The organism is Ktedonobacter sp. SOSP1-85 (assembly GCF_016587415.1).
In the GTDB taxonomy this organism is placed as follows: Bacteria; Chloroflexota; Ktedonobacteria; order Ktedonobacterales; family Ktedonobacteraceae; genus Ktedonobacter.
This window is the reverse complement of the sequence record NZ_BNJI01000001.1, coordinates 2,625,297-2,643,205: the sequence shown is the minus strand read 5'-3', so window position 1 is coordinate 2,643,205 and position 17,909 is coordinate 2,625,297. Positions and strand designations below refer to the sequence as shown.

The following is a 17,909-nucleotide window of genomic DNA, read 5'->3' as shown; positions in this document are numbered from 1 at the left end:
GCATAGACGCGTTTGACTTCTACTCCAAAGGAGAAAGGAAACCTATGTCGACAACTATGAAGCCAACTGAAGCTGGAACAGCCTTTTTGACGACTCCCGTCAGTGAGAGCGCGGATAGAATATTTACCCCGGAGCAGCGTGACGAAGATCAGCGCATGTTCGAAGAGTCCAGCGTGACCTTCGTCGAGCGCGAAGTCTTGCCCAAACTCGACGCCATCGAGAGCCAGGAGCCGGGCGTTATGCCCTCCCTGCTGAAGAAAGCTGGCGAGCAGGGCCTGCTGATGATTGAAATCCCCGAGGCCTACGGTGGCGCGGAACTGGGCCTGCTGACCAGCGTCCTGGTCGCCTCGCAGCAGAAGGAGGCCTCCTTTAGCGTGGCCTTTGGTGCGCATACCACCATTGGTTCGCTCCCCATCGTCTACTACGGTACCGAGGAGCAGAAGCAGGCCTATCTGCCTAAGCTGGCGACCGGAGAATGGATCGCCGCCTATGCGCTGACTGAGCCGGGCGTTGGCTCTGACGCTATGGGCCTGGGCACGCGCGCCGAACTCTCCAAGGATGGCAAGTACTATATCCTCAACGGCACCAAGCAGTGGATCTCGAACGCTGGCTTCGCCGATGTCTTCGTGGTCTTTGCCCGCATCGGCAATGAGCGCCCCTCCGCCTTTATTGTCGAGGCGAATTGGCCGGGTGTTACTACTGGACCCGAAGAGAACAAGATGGGTATCAAAGGCTCCTCGACGCGCCAGTTGATCCTCCAGGATGTCAAGGTGCCTACCGAGAATCTGTTGGGCGAGATTCACAAGGGTTACAAGATCGCCTTTAACATTCTCAATATCGGCCGCCTCAAACTGGGTGCCGGTACCGTTGGTGGTGCGCGCAACGCCTTAAAGCTGGCTGCGACCTATACCAATGAGCGCAAGGCCTTCGGCAAATTCCTGCATGAGTTCGGCATGATCAAGAAGAAGCTGGCTCGTATGGCCGCCGAGACCTATGCTGCTGAGAGCGAGGTCTTCCGCACCGCCGCCAACATCTCCAACGCGCAGCATAGCGGTGGCGACAACACAGATGCCATCTTCAAAGCCGTTGAGGATTATGCCATTGAGGCTTCCCTGGCCAAGGTACACGGTAGCGAGGTCCTGGCTATGGTGGTCGACGAGGGCGTACAGATCTTCGGTGGCTACGGCTTCATGAAGGAGTACCCCATCGAGAAGGCCTATCGCGATGCGCGTATCCAGCGTATCTTCGAGGGGACTAACGAGATCAACCGCATGGTGGCCTCGGGGACGCTCTTCCGTCGCGCGATGAAGGGCCAGGTCAGCTTGATGACCATCTACCCCCAGGTTGAGGGGCGCATTAAGGCCAATCAGCCATCGAATGGTGCCGATGAGAATGTGCCTGCTGAACTGCGCGAGGCCGTTAATACTCTTGAGCGCTCGAAGGATGCCACCATTTATGCTGCCGTCAACGTGGCTATGAAGTATATGCAGGCCCTTGAGCAGGAGCAGGAGTTTATCGAGTACCTGGCGAATCTGCTGATCGATCTGTACGCGGTCGATAGCGCCCTGGCGCGTGCCATCCAGGCCGTGCGTCGTGGTGATGCCGAGAGCGCAACCCATGTCAAACTGGCGCAACTTGCCTCCTGGCTGGCCTTTACCCGTATCCGTGCCAACCTGGATCAACTCCTGATGTCCTACATTGACGAGGGACGCGTCGCCAAAGTTCTGGAGCGTGTGCGTACCTACGTGGGCGACTATGCGATCAACGGCGTTGCGCTCCAGCGCGAGATCGCTTCTATCGTAGTTGAGAAGCAGGGCTACCCCTTCTCCCTCTAGGATTTACCTATCGGATTGCTACAAGCAAATACCCTACATTCTTAGCTCCTGGTTGTGGGATGTGGGGGGGAGTCACTCCTCCCCCCACGTCCTGTTCTCTCTTTTTATCCTCAACGAGGGATTAGTGCCCCCCTCTTGAGCTAAACCAGGAAGTTGTAGCACCTCTATCGCGTACTGCCACAATACGAAGAGGAGTTTTGCTATGCAGGTTGGAGATACGAAGTCTTGGGAGCGTACATTTACCCTGGATGAGGTGCGGCTCTTTGCTCACCTCTCAGGTGACAAGGGTGCGCATCATATCCTCCCCGATGAGCAAGGACGTGTCATGGTGCATGGATTGCTTACCGCGACGCTTCCTACCAAACTTGGTGGGGACCTGAACTATATCGCGCGTTCGCTCAATTTTGATTTTCTACGCCCCGTCTATGCTGGAGATACCGTCCGCTGTATCGTCACAGTGACCCAGCTTGAGCAGCAGGCTGGGCGGACACACATGACTTCCATCTTCACCTGCTTCAATCAGCATGGCAAGCGTGTCCTGGCTGGCGAGACACAGGGAGTTGTGCGTGACCTCGAGCCAGATGAGATGTGTGTGCCATGCGACTAATACAGGGTGTTGGCACAACGCCGCTAAAGCCCGCGTCTACATATCAAGGCGCGAGATGCTCCGTGCCTCATATGTAGACGCGTGCTTTAGCAGCGTCGTTACCCGTTTTTCTCACTGTAAAATAACGATTCACTCTCACAAAGGAGTAGAGATAATGCCAGAAGCCGTGATCGTGAGTGCTGTACGCACTCCTATTGGGCGCGCGAATAAAGGCGTGCTAAGAGATGTACGTGCCGATGACCTCGCCGCTCTAGCGGTCAAAGCCGCCGTTGAGCGTGTGCCGAACCTGGATCGCTCGCTGATAGAAGACCTGATTCTTGGCTGTGCCTTCCCTGAGGGGGAGCAGGGCATGAACCTGGCGCGTATCGTAGGTGCGCTCGCTGACCTGCCCGAGACCGCTGGTGGTGTGACTGTCAACCGCTTCTGTGCCTCCAGCCTGCAAGCAGTGAACATGGCCGCGCAGAGCATCATGCTTGGCCTGGGAGATGTGATTATTGCAGGCGGCGTTGAGAATATGTCCCGTGTGCCTATGGGCGGCTTTAACCCCAGCTTTAATCCGCGCCTGGTCCCGCCGCGTGAGGGCGAAAAGGCCGAGTCGTATCTCCCGCCCTGTGAGCTTGAATATGGCTATGCCAGCTATATGCCCATGGGGATTACCGCTGAGAACCTGGCGCGCCTGCATAATATCAGCCGCGAGGCTCAGGATGCCTTCGCGCTGCGCAGCCACCAGCGCGCCATTGCGGCGACTGAGAAGGGCATCTTCAAGCGCGAGATCGTACCCGTGCCCCTGCCCGATGGGCGCGTGATGGAGATCGACGAGGGACCACGCCGAGATACCTCGCTTGAGAGGCTCGCCAGCCTGGAGCCCGCCTTTATCAAAGGTGGCACCGTGACCGCTGGTAACTCCAGCCCGCTCAATGATGGTGCCTCCGCAGTTGTGATCATGTCCGAGGAGAAGGCGCGTGAGCAGGGGATTACGCCCCTGGCCCGCATTCGCACCATGGCTGTCTCTGGCGTACGCCCCGACATTATGGGCATTGGACCCGTCTCCGCGGTGCGCAAAGTTCTCCAGCGCTCGGGCCTGCAACTAAGCGATATCGATGTCTTCGAGCTGAACGAGGCCTTTGCCGTGCAGAACCTGGCCGTGATCCGCGAACTAGGCCTTGATGATGAGGAGAAGCTGAATCCCCACGGTGGCGCGATTGCCCTGGGACACCCCCTGGGTTGTAGCGGTGCTCGCTTGATTGCCACCCTGGTGAATGATCTACAGACCCTGGATAAGACGTTGGGTATTGCCACGCTGTGCGTTGGTGGTGGCCAGGGCGTTGCCACCTTGATCGAGAGGATTTCATAGTCATGTCTACCACGCCATATCGCATTCGCAAAGTAGGCGTGATCGGCGCTGGTGTGATGGGCGCGGCTATCGCCGCCCATCTCGCCAACGTTGGCATCCCCAGCCTGCTGCTAGATATTGTGCCTCCAGATGCCAAAGATCGGAGCATTGTGGCCCGCACTGGCCTGGAGAAGGCTCTCAAAGCCAGGCCAGCCGCCTTCTATACCAAACGCGGGGCGCAACTGGTAACGGTTGGTAATATTGAGGATGATTTGCAGGCGCTGGCCGAGGTGGATTGGGTCATTGAGGCCGTCGTCGAGCGTCTCGATATCAAGCATTCTCTGTATGAGCGCCTGGAGAAGGTGCTGGCGCCTCACACCATCATCAGCTCGAACACCTCGGGCCTTCCCGCGCACCAGCTGATCGAGGGGCGTGGCTCCGAGTTCCGCCGCAACTTCCTGATCACGCACTTCTTCAATCCCGTGCGCTATATGCCCTTGCTGGAACTGGTTCCCACGCCCGATACCGATCCCGCGCTCCTGCCCTTTATGCGCGAGTTTGGGACGGAAGTGCTGGGCAAGGGTGTGGTCCTGTGTAAGGATACTCCGAACTTTATCGCCAACCGTGTCGGTGTGTACGGCTTTCTCTCGACCATTCACCGCGCTCTGGCCGAGGGCTATAGCGTTGGTGAGGTGGATGCTATCCTTGGCCCCTCCATGGGACGCCCGAAATCAGCCGTTTTCCGCACAGCCGACCTCTCGGGCCTGGATACCCTGGCGCATGTGGCCGACAACCTCTATCAGAACGCGCCAGAAGACCCCTGGCGCGAGACGTTTAAGCTGCCGGAGATCATCCGCCAGATGGTCGCGCAAGGCAAGCTTGGGGAGAAGAGCGGGCAGGGCTTCTATAAGCGCGTGAAGCAGCCCGGTGGCGGCTCAGAGATCCTTGAATTGGATCTGAAGACGCTGGAGTATGGGCCGAAGCAGAAGGTGCGCCTGGCCTCTATTGGCACGGCACGCAATTACGACGACCCGGCGCAGCGCATGCTCGCCATGCTCAATAGCGATGACAAAGGCGGGCAACTGGCCCGCGAGACCACGGCGGACTCCCTGATCTATGCCGCGACCCTGGCGGCTGAGATAGCCGATAGCGTCGTCGCGGTCGATGAGGCCATGCGCTGGGGCTTTAACTTTGACTTTGGTAGCTTTGAGGTCTGGGATCTCCTGCTCAAGAATCCCCAGGTGCTGGAGAAGACTCTTGAGGGACGCGAATTGCCCGAACTGGTCCAGCGCGTGCGCGAAAAAGGGCAGGGGACATTCTACGTCGAGACCAACGGCGTCCGCCAGTACTTTGACTTCAAAGATGACACTTATAAGCCGGTGCCTGTGCCAGCGGGCAGCATCACCTTCACCGCGCTCAAAGCCAGCAACAAGGTCGTGCGTGACAACGGCTCGGCTGCCCTGATCGACCTGGGTGATGGTGTGGCCTGCCTGGAGTTCCATACCAAGATGAACTCCATCGATGAGGGCATCATCGAGATGATCCGCTATGCCGTCGAGGAGGGGCCAAAGCAGTTCCGCGCCCTGGTCGTCGCGAACGACGCTCCCGACTTCTCGGCTGGCGCGAACCTCTTCCTCGTGCTCATGGGGGCGCGCCAGGGGGAATGGGACATGATCAATAACGCCGTCAACGGGTTACAGCAGGCGAACCAGATGCTCAAGTACAGTTCCATCCCTGTTGTGGCCGCGCCGACTGGCCGTGCGCTTGGCGGTGGCTGTGAGATTATTATGCATTGTAACCATACGCGCGCCCTGGCCGAGTCGTTTATTGGTCTCGTCGAAGTGGGTGTTGGTGTAGTGCCAGCGGGGGGCGGCTGTAAAGAGCTTCTCCTGCGTCATGGAGCTGACCTGGAGCGTCAGAAGGCGGGCAAGACGGGCGGTCCTTTCACCCCATCGCGTAAGGCCTTTGAGACCATCGCCATGGCCACCGTCTCGACCAGCGCGGTCGAGGCCCAGGAGCTACGCTTCATGCGTAAGACGGACAGGTTGAGTGTCAGCCGTGCCGTACTCCTGCGTGACGCCAAGGCGGACGCCCTGCAACTGGCTGAGGCCCAGTCCGCTGGTAAGTGGCAGCCTGCCCAGCCTCAGCTGATGATCCTGCCAGGTTCTGGCGCGCGCCTGGTCCTGGAGCAGCAGGTAGATAATCTGCTGCTTACCGGAAAGGTCAGTGAACATGATGCCGTTGTCGCGCGCCACCTGGCCCGCGTCTTGACTGGTGGCAATTGCTCACCACTCACACCGCTAACGGAGCAGCAGGTGCTTGACCTGGAGCGCGAAGCCTTCCTGAGCCTCTGTGGCATGGAGAAAACCCAGGAGCGTATGCAGGCTATCCTGATGACAGGCAAGCCCCTGCGCAACTAAGGTAAAGAACAGAAAAAAAAGACCCACGGCACACGTGCCGTGGGTCTTTTTTTTCTGTTCTTTACCTTAGAAGATGGATTCGCCGGTCGCGGTATCGAAGAGGTGAACACGATCACTCTCAACATACAGGCGGATCTTGTTGCCGGGAACCGCGCGGGAGCGAGGATCGAGCGTCGCGATCAGGCTCTTGCCGCCAGCGGTCAGGTAAACCTGGAGCTCGTTACCGAGGTTCTCAACAACGTCAACCGTGCCGTCGATGCTGGAGCGGGTGCTGCTCTCGCCGACCAGGGTCGCATCCTCAAGGTGTGAGGGGCGGATACCGAAGGTCAACTCGCGGCCAGCCGCGTCACGAGCGAGCTTGGCCAGCTCAGCGGGTACCTCGATCTGGCCGATACCTTCGAGCACGAGCTTGGTCAGGTCGCCTTCACCAACGACCTTCGCACCGGGGATGAAGTTCATGGTAGGAGTACCAATGAAGCCAGCGACGAACATGTTCGCGGGATGATCATACAGGTCCTGTGGTGTACCCAGTTGCTGGATAACGCCGCCATTCAGGACTGCAATACGGTCACCCATGGTCATAGCCTCGACCTGGTCGTGGGTAACGTAAATAGTCGTTGTCTGAATGCGCTGGTGCAGTTTGATGATATTTGCACGCGTCTCAACGCGCAGCTTAGCATCCAGGTTGGAGAGCGGCTCGTCCATCAGGAAGACCTGCGCCTCGCGGACAATCGCGCGACCCAGGGCAACGCGCTGGCGCTGACCACCAGAGAGTTCTTTGGGTTTACGCTTGAGCAGGTTTTCGAGACCGAGCTGCCCGGCTGCGTCTTCAACGCGCTTCTTGATCTCTGCTTTGGGGTAGTGGCGCAATTTCAGACCGAAGGCCATGTTGTCAAATACGGTCATGTGAGGATAGAGCGCATAGTTCTGGAAGACCATAGCGATATCGCGATCCTTAGGATCGACGCCATTGACCATGCGGTCACCGATGTAGATCTGGCCTTCGCTGGGCTCCTCAAGACCTGCAACCATACGAAGGCAGGTACTCTTACCACAACCAGAGGGGCCGACCAGGACCATGAATTCCTTGTCCTTGATATCAAAGCTGACATCATGGACGACTTCTACCTTGCCGAAGCGTTTGTAGATGTTCTCAAATTGGACACGAGCCATGAAGGGATACTCCTTTCGCTTCGTAACAGTTCGCAGCTTTGCTTACTGTTACCCTTCTTCATATAGAATGAAGCTCCTGCTTGGTGCTATGCCGCGTCAAGCGTGAAATAGAGCGATCTTTTTATAGAGATTCGTCTATATAAATCACTGCTTAAAGGGAGATCGACATAGCTTCTACCTACCGGCTCCGCTAAAAGTATACTTCGTTGTTTCCAGCCGGCAGGCTAACAATAAAATTAGTATAACACAACTTTAACAAGAAACATAGGCTAATTTTGATAAAAAAGCATGGTTGCTCAAATCTGGGCCTTTATGAAATTTTAATAAGATGTGGGCTATGTAGTCTCTATATGTATTGCCATTGGGGGAGAGAGTAATCGACATTGTATGAGGGAGAATGTATGAGGGAGAATTAGTACTCAAGTACCTGCCTATTTCTGCGTATCTTTTTGTTAAGGCTAGAGGAACAGCCTGGGGAAATTTTAGCGGTTTTAGCTTATTGAAGTGGCTTTATAAAACGTTTCTCCTTTGTTATAACAATGTAGGCATATTACATAAAAATATGTAAAAATTGTATGAAGATTTCTTGTGTATAAGCTGTTTCAAGAGAAAAACACTAGACAATTAGATGCAGCTTCATGCATACTATTAACGTGCAATGCATAGTATGTGACTACAAAAGAGAAACATTGTATGTACATATGTGCAAGTATAGGTAAGAGAGTAAAACGCGGAACAGCAGTCCACCCATAGGGACAGTGGAGGAATGAATGATGCTAGAGGCACAGGAACAGCGCAGTGAGGTTGCGCGCTTATTGTCGCAGATAAGCGCAGAATATGAGGCAGCACAACGCGGATTATCTGAAATTTCTTACGGTATGTCACAACATGAGTTTATTACTGCGCGGATGGAGAATATGGGACAGCTCCACAACCAGTTGCAATCACTGGTGGGGGATGTTGCCATTGCGATGATTGCCGATAAACTGGGGAGCTGCCATTAGGCTTGCGGGTGATGGTGTGCCACATTTTCTAAAGTGATATCAATTTCATCTCTCTACAAAGGAACCCTGAAAATGGGTTCCTTTTTGTATATGTGCTGGCTGGTACGATAAAGCGCCAAAAAAGAGGATTGTATTTATACGTTGTCAAACAATACATCTTACAATGTACGTCACAATGTATAAATACAATCCCTGGGCGCAACTCACGAAACATGTAGCCCGCATAGTTCTTTGATCAGAAAGAGCTATGCGCCGCTATAAGGCGGTTTCAGCTATGAACTGACAGAATAAAGTGTCGAAGGTTGTCTGTGTGACACTTACTTCACCCCTCCATTCACGGAGAGGGCAGTTTTTAGCGTGAGAGTGATGGTGTTAAGGAGCCTGGTTCAAAGACAAATGTATGCAAATGTGCATCTATTTGTGTCCTGGCTTGCTCGTCGAATAGCGTTTCTTTCTGTATATTGCGGACGCCACTCACGACATACTCTACTTCTTCGCAGAAGAAGTCGGGATGGTCAAAAATGCAGTTTTTTTCTGAGAAGAAGCTGCGTCTCCATTGTGCTTTTTCGGCAGCGGAGAGAAAAGGTGCGCCCTCGCAGAGAAACCACTCGGCGATCCCCTGAAGATAGGAACGATATTCAGGCGTGAGGGGAGAGTGTCGGCGAATGGGATAGGCGTGTTCAACCACCGCATCATATCCTGCCTTGCGCAGGTAGTGCTGGAGCTTGGAACCGATCCAGCTATCTTCATGTGCGTACCCCAGAGCTGCCCGCTTCTCCTCCCACTTTTGTCGTGCGTGCAAGACACGTTTTTGTAGTGCCTGGCTCAGAACACCAAAGCGCATGGTGCCGAAGTCGATATCCTTCACAATCAGGCGTCCACCATGTTTGAGGTAGGGTCGCATGGCGGCAAAGGTATTCACTGGTGAAGGAAAGTACTGGCTGACATTTGCACTGAAAATGATATCCGCTGTATTGAGTTCAATGGGAAGTTGTTCCAGGTCGGCCCGTCGATATTCAACCTGGTCCTCATACCAGGCACCTATGCTTCGCTGGTGCGCAACGTGGAGCGACTCATCTGAGATGTCAACGCCAAGGATACGCCCCTCTGGACCAACGGCCTTGGCCAGCATTGGTGTCCAGAGCCCTGGTCCACAACCCGCATCAACAATAAATCCTCCCTGTGGGAGGGCGATTTCCTGGATCATATGGATGCGTTCGCTGGCCTTGCTTTGATGGTGTGTCTCCAACCATTCAATTGCATTGAGAGGTAAACCGTAATCATTTACGTGAATGAGATTGTTTCCCGCCATTAACACTTAACCTTAACCTTCCAACCAGATACAGAATTCTCAGCACGAGCATTAACAGCAGTAATATTAACATATCGATGGATGAAAAATCAATAGATGTGCAACATTGTATGAAGTTAGTGTATACATTGTAATGTATCTTTGTTTAAACAAATGTATTTTGTAAGTGATAATATAAATGATGCGTTTGCAATAGGAACGTATATGGCACCTCTCTTGTTAGCTAACCCTCTATGTTTTGGGCAAGATGCCTCATGCCTGCGGTGCTTGCCTGCGATAACTTGTACAGCTGGGTTAATTGAAGAGGATAAGCGGTGGGGCCTTGGTGAAGAAAAAAGGATGCCTGCTAGAAATGTGCCCTGCTCTTTTCTGCTGAATATTCACATTTGTGAAATAACTGCCTGCATTTTTTTATCTATTCTTCATGTGAATATCTACAATAAAGTCCCGTTTCTATGCTATAATGGGTGAGATAAATAGAGATGGAGCATGTGGCTCCCTAAGGAAGAGGGCTATTGGTATGCAGAAAGGACGCAATCCCGAACAGCCAGGCAACGAACTGGAAGAGAATGTATTGCGTGGCAGTTTGAGGAGTGGGCGAGGAAAACGCAAGAATACAGCCATCCTGAAGCAAGCGAGCCCTCCACGCAAGAGTGCCCTCTCGCGTACTGAGAATACTAAAAGTACGGCGCAAGCGCGCAAGGGGAGCCAGATCGCCGCCGATAATATTCCTGTGCTCAGTAGCGCTAATGAGAAGGGGCTCTCACCATTTAGTAGTACGTTGCATGCTATTTTGCATCGTAACCGGGCTGAGATTGGGCGCATCTCACGCGAGTTGGATGTCGCGGAGAACACTATCTACCGCTGGATGAATGGTACCTCTGATCCTCGACACTCACATTTACGCAATCTTCCTGATGTGATGTCAGAGCATCGACAGGCAATGATACAGGCGATTAACAAAACCTTTCCAGGCGTTCTTGATATGAACATTCTGGCGAGTATCCCTGAGATTCGGGTTGAGATCTATCGCCGTGTCCTTGAGTTGATTGCGAGCACCGCTGATCCAGCCAACTGTCTCTGGCAGGTAGCGCAGACGATTTTTGATTATGCCCTGCTCCAGTTGGATACAGAGCACAAGGGAATCACCATCATCTATGCCTCTTTTATGCCTCCTTGCGAGGACGATGGGACTATTCATTCGTTATATGAAGCGCTGGCCCGTGGCACCGAACCCTGGTCGCCAGCGACTGATAGCCGTGTCTTTCTGGGAAGTACGACGCTTGCCGGGTCGGCGGTGATGCAGCAACGCATGATGCGCTGGGATAGCCGGGACGAAGCGACTCGCCTCCTCGTTGAAGTCGATACTCACGAGGCAAGTTCATGTGCGACCCCTGTCATGCGTGGTGGCAGAGTCGCCGGGGCGCTTGTGGTCTCCAGCACTCAGCCGCGTTTCTTCGATGATCCCACCGCCTGTAAAGCAGTTGACGACCTGGCTCATCTTCTGGCGACAGCGCTTCAGGATAAAGATTTTTACCCCTATACAAAATTGAAATTACGTCCTATGCTTAGTCTAGCAGAGCAACGCGAGATTCTGGCCTCTTGCTATGTGCAGCGCCTATTGAGCTATGCACGTGAGCATCGCGTATCACGCGCCGAGGCCGAGATATATGTGCGTCGCGATCTGGAGAGACAATTTGAGCAGCAGTAAGAACTTTCGCCTTCTCTCTGGCGTATAGTTAGTGTATAGTCATAATTGTTTCTGGCTAAGCTCTTATTCCGAAACCCAACGTCGCTCTCGCGACTAGCGCTCCGCGCTCAGGTTTTCGGATAAGCAGTAAAGGGACTAATTTTCATTTTTTGGATTTGGATAAGAGTAAGTTATTATGCAGCAGACCCCAGAAGAAGAAGCCAAGACAGGGCCTGGTCAATCGGCTCAGCCATTGTACGAGTATCCTGCGCCTACCGCCTCGCAAGCGACCCCTCCCCAACAGGGAGAGAGCCAGTCGCCATCTGTAGACATGCCACCTGAGGAGGAAGAGCACAAGCAGCCCGGTACCATACCTGAGCAGTATGGCTCTGTCGCAGCGGCTCCTAATGAAGACAGGCCCGCACAGGAGGTCTCCGAGGAGGATATCCGGAGTGGACTGGTTTATCCACCCCCACCCTCATTCTACGCACAGATGCCGGAGCCAACCTCTGTCGAACGAGAGCCAACACCGCCTTCACGGCCTGAAGAGACGCCCTGGTCAACTTTTCCGCCCGTCCCTGCAAGAGGAAACCCTGGCCCACAGGGTCCCCAGCAATTTCAGGGAGGGCCGCAGTTTGCGCCCGCGGCTCCATTTGCGCCTTTTCCCGCGCCTGGTCTTCCTGTACGACGCAGGGCCAATAAGTGGGTATGGCTCTCGCTTGCTATTTTTGGTGTGATCGCCCTGGTGAGTTGTGGCTTGTGTACCTGGACAGCTTCATCAGTCATGGCTCCTGTAGTGTTGCAAACCACGGGTTCACTGACGACGATCAATAACTACTACACCGCCATTCAGAGCCGTAACTACGATGAGGCTTTTAGTTATATCGAGCCGAAAGGACGTTTGCAGGGTCTCACGCGCGAGCAATTTATCGCCGAGGCCAAGGCGCGTGATGCTCGCTATGGCCAGGTACTCTCCTTTACGCCACGCACCAACCAGGTTTCAGCACAGCCGAGTGCGCAGGGACTCTCCAATCTCAAGGTCACCTTCGATATCACGCGTTCAAAGTTAAAGTACGCGGTGACCTTGACCGTCGAGAAGGTCGGCAACCAATACAAGATTGTAGATTATCAACAGGTTTAGGTGTAAACAGACAAAAAAAGGTGTAAGCCAGGATTCTGGCTTACACCTTTTTTGCAATGAATCAGCAATAGGTTTTTAAAAAATGAAAACGATATAGATAAATCTGGAAAACTGCAAATGTAGTAAACTTAGACGGGCAAGGGAAATCAATTACTGCGCATTTGCCAATGGAGCGGAGGAAATTTCGCGTCCCACGCATGCACGCAGATCCTCGCGGTAGAAACGCCAGGTGCTACCAACCTTGTGTCCAGTAAGCTGCCCGGACCACATCAAGCGGTAGAGGGTGGAGCGGCTCACGCGCAGGTAATCCATTGCTTCCTTGAAGGTTAAGAGGGTATCATCCTGAATCATCTGAACTACCATGTTAGGTTCTCCTTAAGAATTGTTAAATAAGTACAATTGCCACTAACGATGTAATCCGGGAGACGATAAATTACGTTACATAAATTGTCTCATTGCATACTATAGTAACCAATGTTGATGTAAAACTGTGTTAAGGAAAAGTTGCGATCTGGTTAATTTTAACGCTAGCATGGTTAGATATTCGTTACCCTGGACTGGCTTGCTATCGGATATTAAATCTTCCTGCTAGACGTTCTTCGTCTCCCTTTTTCTGATTATATCCTTTTTCGGTTTCTTTGTAACTCCTACTACCACTTTGTGGCTAGTAGTATGTCAAGTTCCTCGTGCTTGCAAGCCACAGGAAAGATTGTCATATGCGTAAGCTGAGCCAGGTAGTCGAGACTCTCGCGATTCGAGGGGTCGGCCAGGGCTACAGTTAGCGCCTGTTGTTCACGGCCTACCGGTACGCAGCGCAAGGTGCAGGCGACCCTGTGGGGGATGAGGCGTGTCAAACGCCTGGGCAGGCAGGTTGGCAGGTGCATAAACGGGACTGAGGATGGCATTGCTGCCTCGTATGCTGGCGGCTGATGATACAGGTTACTATGCCTGCTGTGTGCGGCGCTGATTGGTAAGAGCATACGTGGCTTCAGGGTGACGCGTCGCGCGCAACGCCCTAACTGCTGGAGAAAGCCCTCATAGGTCTCTTGCTGTTCGGGGAAGGAGGCATACCCGATGACAATATGTGTTTCATGCCGTAGGGGAGGAATTATCGTCTCCGCCTCCAGCAGGTCTACCTGTGCGTAAATACGCTCCAGAATGTTGTAGGCACCTCCAGATCCAACACCTGGGAGGAAGAGCAGAGCGCTCCCTTCGCCGTGTGTGCGTAGTTGATCACTACCACGTAGGACGGCTTTGATCTTGTCTTCGAGTTGGTTCATAAAACCAGGTGCCGGATGGCTGCAACGTGGAGGCCTGAACACATACTTATGTGTGGTGGCATCATAGGTGCTTCGGCGTTCAACTTGCACAATATGCAGGACAAAAAGGCTGAAGGGCTGTCTCTGTGCCAACAACTCCTGAATGTGTTGTTGTACTTCCTGCAACAGCTCTGTTGGGAGTAAAATGTTCTCCAGAAGAGGCTCTTCTGCTTCTCTTGTTTCTTGAAGCGCTTCTATATGCGTGAGCGGCAAACGTTGGCAGGTGCAGGGGTCGCCCTGGTACCGCATAGTTCGCCTACCTCGGGCTGATTTTATGCTTGCACGCTTGAGATGCTGCTTCTCGGAGGCTGCCTCCCCTGTTGTTAGCCTTGTAATCATCAGACCTCCGCCTCTGGATACCCCTGCCTTGAGGCATGGAGTTCCCTGACTGTTTCTGTGTATTTGCCCAAATGGATATAGGGAAGTGTATCATTGAAGAAGACGAAGGTGTGATGGTTAATGTGTTACAGAGTGGTTAAGATTCACCAAGGCAGGTTAAGAAGCAGGGCGAGAGGAATGTGTTCTAGAGGGGTATCCAACCATGTATTGCCGTCTCGCGTATGGCTGGATACCTGATCGTTGTCGTCGCTTGTGCCCAAATTGAAAGCTTAAGGGGCCGGGTTAGGGTTCGATAGCCACAGGGGCAGTGAAGGTATAGCCTACTCCTGGGACCGTCATAATAAAACGAGGGCTATTAGGAGAGGGCTCTACTTTCTGGCGCAGGTGGCGGATGTGGGTCTTCACCAGGCCCGAGTCGCCAGTTTCATCGTAGCCCCAGACACGTTCGATGATCATATCTGTGGTCAAGACCTGGCCTGTATTGGTAATAAGCAAATGGAGCAAACGGCTTTCAGTAGGAGTAAGGCGAACTTTGACGCCATCGCGTGTGACCTCATGCCGCATCGCATCAAGCGTAATTGGTCCAACAGTAACTGTAGAGGTGCCCGCGGCCCCGCGTACATTGCCTGCGCGGCGCATAACGGCTTTAATGCGTGCCAGGAGCTGTCTTGGGCTGAAGGGTTTGCGCAAATAGTCATCAGCACCCAGTTCCAGGCCACGGACTTCGTCGTCTTCACGGTCGTGAGCGGTCAAGATAAGTACCATAGAGTTGGTTTCGTTACGCATCTGGCGACAGACCTCGAAACCATCAAGTTTAGGCATCTGAATATCTAAAATCACCAGGTCTGGTAATGATTCACGCCAACGCTTGATTGCCTGCTCGCCATCAAAGGCGCGTATGACCTCGTAGCCATGCCCTTTGAGCCAGTAGCTCAGCATATCTACCATGTCGCGGTCATCGTCCGCTACCATGATCTTCACGTACGTTTTCCTCCTACACTACAGGCCTACGTTACAATGCAAGGATGTACAGACGTGTCTTCTTATAGACACGTTACTCATCATTTCTGCGTCTCACGTTCCCAACGGGACGCAACTATGGGAGTAACATAATGATACAATGTGTGACAGGAATAGTCATGATCAATAGTTCTTTTGGGCAATTGGCTCTGTTTATTACGGCAATTTGACCCGTCTCCAGGTTTATTTCGCTGGCCATCTGCCCAGCAGTGTCTCGCAAAAGCCTGCTCTCCCTTATCTATCCCGGTTCACAAGCTCGCCCCAGTGGAGATGGCTCCTAAAAATGCGCAAAGGAAGAGGTAGAAAGGCGTATGTGCATCTTAAGCATTTCCTACTTCACCCACAAGTCCTACTATTTTGTCTGTGGTGAAACAAGATGATATCATTTTTCTGAAGCTATCCTCTAAGAATGTGTGTACGCTGGGAGTCATGTACCCCCGCTTTCAAAGCGGGGCTTGGAGCGAGGACATGCGCCTCGTTGTGATAAAAGCGGGCAGTGGATGGCTCCTTGAGGGAGGCAGACAACGAATACAGCAAGTTTCCCAACCTGGTTTTATCTTGGTAGCTACGGTGGAGTCGCCTGCTGCCTATGTATGCTCGTGGGCAATATTCTCTATGCCTACATACGCAAACGTGGGGCGCGGCGTCAGCTTCTGGCTGTCTCTTTCGCCTGCATAATAGCGGCCCTGCTGGTAATTCCTGCCTTTATATGGTACGCGCTTTATTTTCATACCACACGTGCCTCGCTCTCATTTCTAGAGGCGATGATCGTCCTGGCTTATCTCGCTATTTGCGGTTGGTTGCTACCTATAGGGGCCAGCGCCCTCTTTCTGGCGCAAGCGCGACCGCGTGTCGCGGAATCTCTCCTTAGATCCACATCTGTGCAGACCGCTGCTACACGCTCGAATTCCACTAGCACATCGTATGTTCCTCCCCGCTATATACCAGGTAACCCCGTGTCGCTGGTCTTTGGTGAGGAGACGCCCTGGGCCTGGCTAGAGTATCGGAATGGAAACTTTCAAGGCCAGCGCCTGGCTTTCAAGCGTGCGATCATGACGATTGGACGTGATGAGAACTGCGATATTTGGCTGGATGACGATATGGTCTCGCGCCACCATGCCGAGATCGTGTGGGACCGTGGCATGGTCTTTGTGACGGATTGTGGGAGCATGAATGGCCTCTCGCTCAACGGCCAGCGTGTCAAAGGCTTTGCACGCCTGGAGCATAATGACTTGCTTGAAGTTGGCTCACACCGCTTTATCTTCGCGTTGGCTGAGTCTCAAGAGGCTTCGTTAGAGGAGAGTGATCCTCTTGCGCACCACAAATGGCGCCTGACCAGTGAACTGGGTCAGGATACCCCTACCGGAAATAGTCGTGATCTGCCTGCAACCAGGCCACTCACCGACCGAGCTTCGGTCCTCTTTTCGGGTCGCGTAACGGAAGATTGGAAGGACACTGCTGAGGTAACAAGGCCGCCAACTCCTTTTCAGACCTCGACAAATCTGGGAGGTGCGCTGACCATTTGCGATGGTGAACTGGTGGGTCGTAGCTTTATGCTCGAACGGGCCGTTCTCTCGGTTGGGCGGGGTATCGAGAGCGATATCGTGATCAATGACTCTTCGATCTCACGTCGGCATGCTCAATTCTTGCGTCAGGCGGATGGCGACTATGTGCAGGATCTCAATAGCCGGAATGGGACACGCGTCAACGATGAGTACCTGACCAAGCCTCGCTTGCTCCAAGGCGGCGATATCGTCTCTGTAGGCAACATTCGCCTGGAGTATATCTCGATGCTGGTGGCTCATACTTCTTCCCTGCCACATCTGATCACACCCCGGCCCTATACCGCGCCTATTAGTGGCATTGGCCCCGCCCCTATCAAGCTTCCTAGCCGCCAGAAGTAGTGCTCCGCGCAAACGAGTTTACCACGCAATTTCATAGCGTTGAAGTGGGTGGAGCGAGAGGATGGGGCGCCCGTGGCCAGGATAGAGGTAGCGAATATCCAGGCTACGGAGGACGTGCAGTGTCTCGCGTAAGAGGTGGCGGTTAGCTCCGGCGCGTAGACGTGGCCTCTCACTTTCATTAGTGAGCACTGTATCTCCACAGATTAATTCCAGAGAGAAGGGATTGTAGAGGCAGAGGCTTTCGGGAGTATGCCCGGGACTGGCAATGACGCGCCACTCAGGATGCTCAGGCAGTCCCGTAATATCCTCTAGCCAGATATCAACCAATTGCATCTGCTGGAGATAGGCTGGTGGGAAGAGATCGAGGTGTTGCAAGGAGTCCGGTAGCATCCGCCCGGCGAAATGGCTGATGCGTGGCAGGACATTTCCCTTGCTCTCATTATCGAGCGCGAGCTGCTTAACCAGGGCCGAGGCCGCAACGGGGGCCGAGCAGATGGCTTTGAGCGCCGCGAGACCTGCCGTATGATCGGGATGGAGGTGGGTAAAGACAACCAGGTCTATATCTTGAGGGCTGCGACCAAGAATGCGCTGAATGTAGTGGTGGAGCAGGCGCACATTCAACTCAGAACCAGGGTCGACGACCACCAGGCGCTCATCGTTGATGAGGTAGGTGTTGGCCATAGAGAAGCGATCTGTGATGGTATGCACCATCCTGGCTTTGGTTGGATGCATAGGCTCTAGGATGCATTCCTTTCCTTCAATCAGGTTCCCTGGATGCTTGCTGGCTTGCCCTGTATCTGCTAAGAAGAGCT

The 17,909-nt window shown here is 53.5% G+C and carries 14 protein-coding genes; 8 read left to right on the top strand and 6 right to left on the bottom strand.

Going from position 1 to position 17,909, the window contains the following annotated elements:
• Positions 1-44 precede the first annotated feature (44 nt).
• The 4 genes from KTE_RS11010 to KTE_RS10995 all read left to right on the top strand — a co-directional run bounded on the left by KTE_RS11010 (position 45) and on the right by KTE_RS10995 (position 6,195).
• Complete coding sequence (locus KTE_RS11010) at positions 45-1,835, top strand: acyl-CoA dehydrogenase family protein (RefSeq protein WP_201380968.1); 1,791 nt, start codon at positions 45-47, stop codon at positions 1,833-1,835.
• Positions 1,836-2,037: 202 nt separating this feature from the next.
• Positions 2,038-2,442 (top strand): MaoC family dehydratase, encoded by a 405-nt coding sequence (locus KTE_RS11005; RefSeq protein ID WP_201370689.1) that lies wholly within the window; start codon positions 2,038-2,040, stop codon positions 2,440-2,442.
• 154 nt (positions 2,443-2,596) lie between these two features.
• The gene (locus KTE_RS11000) at positions 2,597-3,796 is read left to right on the top strand and encodes a thiolase family protein (RefSeq protein WP_201380967.1); all 1,200 of its coding nucleotides are present in this window, start codon (positions 2,597-2,599) and stop codon (positions 3,794-3,796) included.
• A 2-nt stretch (positions 3,797-3,798) separates the two neighbouring features.
• On the top strand, positions 3,799-6,195 hold the full coding sequence (locus KTE_RS10995; RefSeq protein WP_201380966.1) for a 3-hydroxyacyl-CoA dehydrogenase/enoyl-CoA hydratase family protein: 2,397 nt from the start codon (positions 3,799-3,801) through the stop codon (positions 6,193-6,195).
• Positions 6,196-6,261: 66 nt separating this feature from the next.
• On the opposite strand, the gene KTE_RS10990 is transcribed toward KTE_RS10995, so the two are convergent.
• Positions 6,262-7,368 carry an ABC transporter ATP-binding protein gene (locus KTE_RS10990; RefSeq protein ID WP_201380965.1) on the bottom strand — a complete coding sequence of 369 codons (1,107 nt, stop codon included), beginning with the start codon at positions 7,366-7,368 and terminating at the stop codon, positions 6,262-6,264.
• A gap of 770 nt (positions 7,369-8,138) precedes the next feature.
• On the opposite strand from KTE_RS10990, the gene KTE_RS10985 reads away from it, so the two are divergent.
• Positions 8,139-8,372, top strand: a complete 234-nt coding sequence (locus KTE_RS10985) for a hypothetical protein (protein WP_201370693.1) — start codon at positions 8,139-8,141, stop codon at positions 8,370-8,372.
• 352 nt (positions 8,373-8,724) lie between these two features.
• On the opposite strand, the gene KTE_RS10980 is transcribed toward KTE_RS10985, so the two are convergent.
• On the bottom strand, positions 8,725-9,684 hold the full coding sequence (locus KTE_RS10980) for a methyltransferase domain-containing protein (protein WP_201380963.1): 960 nt from the start codon (positions 9,682-9,684) through the stop codon (positions 8,725-8,727).
• A gap of 520 nt (positions 9,685-10,204) precedes the next feature.
• Here KTE_RS10980 and KTE_RS10975 point away from each other — a divergent pair.
• The gene (locus KTE_RS10975) at positions 10,205-11,395 is read left to right on the top strand and encodes a GAF domain-containing protein (protein WP_201380960.1); all 1,191 of its coding nucleotides are present in this window, start codon (positions 10,205-10,207) and stop codon (positions 11,393-11,395) included.
• A gap of 175 nt (positions 11,396-11,570) precedes the next feature.
• The gene (locus tag KTE_RS10970; protein ID WP_201380958.1) at positions 11,571-12,515 is read left to right on the top strand and encodes a hypothetical protein; all 945 of its coding nucleotides are present in this window, start codon (positions 11,571-11,573) and stop codon (positions 12,513-12,515) included.
• Positions 12,516-12,665: 150 nt separating this feature from the next.
• Here KTE_RS10970 and KTE_RS10965 read toward each other — a convergent pair whose 3' ends face one another.
• The 3 genes from KTE_RS10965 to KTE_RS10955 form a co-directional block, all read right to left on the bottom strand.
• Entirely contained in the window at positions 12,666-12,878 is a 213-nt protein-coding gene (locus KTE_RS10965; RefSeq protein WP_201370697.1) for a helix-turn-helix domain-containing protein, read from the bottom strand.
• A 287-nt stretch (positions 12,879-13,165) separates the two neighbouring features.
• Positions 13,166-14,173 carry a hypothetical protein gene (locus KTE_RS10960; protein WP_201380956.1) on the bottom strand — a complete coding sequence of 336 codons (1,008 nt, stop codon included), beginning with the start codon at positions 14,171-14,173 and terminating at the stop codon, positions 13,166-13,168.
• Between the two features lie 282 nt (positions 14,174-14,455).
• Complete coding sequence (locus tag KTE_RS10955) at positions 14,456-15,145, bottom strand: response regulator transcription factor (RefSeq protein ID WP_236600654.1); 690 nt, start codon at positions 15,143-15,145, stop codon at positions 14,456-14,458.
• A 641-nt stretch (positions 15,146-15,786) separates the two neighbouring features.
• On the opposite strand from KTE_RS10955, the gene KTE_RS10950 reads away from it, so the two are divergent.
• Positions 15,787-17,097 (top strand): FHA domain-containing protein, encoded by a 1,311-nt coding sequence (locus KTE_RS10950; RefSeq protein WP_201380952.1) that lies wholly within the window; start codon positions 15,787-15,789, stop codon positions 17,095-17,097.
• A gap of 18 nt (positions 17,098-17,115) precedes the next feature.
• On the opposite strand, the gene KTE_RS10945 is transcribed toward KTE_RS10950, so the two are convergent.
• Entirely contained in the window at positions 17,116-17,829 is a 714-nt protein-coding gene (locus KTE_RS10945) for an MBL fold metallo-hydrolase (RefSeq protein ID WP_201380950.1), read from the bottom strand.
• Positions 17,830-17,909 lie beyond the last annotated feature (80 nt).

Bases quoted from the DNA above. Each gene is read 5' to 3' on its own strand.
- KTE_RS11005 (WP_201370689.1), top strand. From the start codon at position 2,038: ATGCAGGTTGGAGATACGAAGTCTTGGGAGCGTACATTTACCCTGGAT.
- KTE_RS10980 (WP_201380963.1), bottom strand. From the start codon at position 9,684: ATGGCGGGAAACAATCTCATTCACGTAAATGATTACGGTTTACCTCTC.
- KTE_RS10955 (WP_236600654.1), bottom strand. From the start codon at position 15,145: ATGGTAGCGGACGATGACCGCGACATGGTAGATATGCTGAGCTACTGG.
- KTE_RS10965 (WP_201370697.1), bottom strand. From the start codon at position 12,878: ATGGTAGTTCAGATGATTCAGGATGATACCCTCTTAACCTTCAAGGAA.
- KTE_RS10970 (WP_201380958.1), top strand. From the start codon at position 11,571: ATGCAGCAGACCCCAGAAGAAGAAGCCAAGACAGGGCCTGGTCAATCG.
- KTE_RS10945 (WP_201380950.1), bottom strand. From the start codon at position 17,829: ATGCATCCAACCAAAGCCAGGATGGTGCATACCATCACAGATCGCTTC.
- KTE_RS10995 (WP_201380966.1), top strand. From the start codon at position 3,799: ATGTCTACCACGCCATATCGCATTCGCAAAGTAGGCGTGATCGGCGCT.
- KTE_RS10950 (WP_201380952.1), top strand. From the start codon at position 15,787: ATGCTCGTGGGCAATATTCTCTATGCCTACATACGCAAACGTGGGGCG.
- KTE_RS10960 (WP_201380956.1), bottom strand. From the start codon at position 14,173: ATGATTACAAGGCTAACAACAGGGGAGGCAGCCTCCGAGAAGCAGCAT.
- KTE_RS10985 (WP_201370693.1), top strand. From the start codon at position 8,139: ATGATGCTAGAGGCACAGGAACAGCGCAGTGAGGTTGCGCGCTTATTG.
- KTE_RS11010 (WP_201380968.1), top strand. From the start codon at position 45: ATGTCGACAACTATGAAGCCAACTGAAGCTGGAACAGCCTTTTTGACG.
- KTE_RS11000 (WP_201380967.1), top strand. From the start codon at position 2,597: ATGCCAGAAGCCGTGATCGTGAGTGCTGTACGCACTCCTATTGGGCGC.
- KTE_RS10990 (WP_201380965.1), bottom strand. From the start codon at position 7,368: ATGGCTCGTGTCCAATTTGAGAACATCTACAAACGCTTCGGCAAGGTA.
- KTE_RS10975 (WP_201380960.1), top strand. From the start codon at position 10,205: ATGCAGAAAGGACGCAATCCCGAACAGCCAGGCAACGAACTGGAAGAG.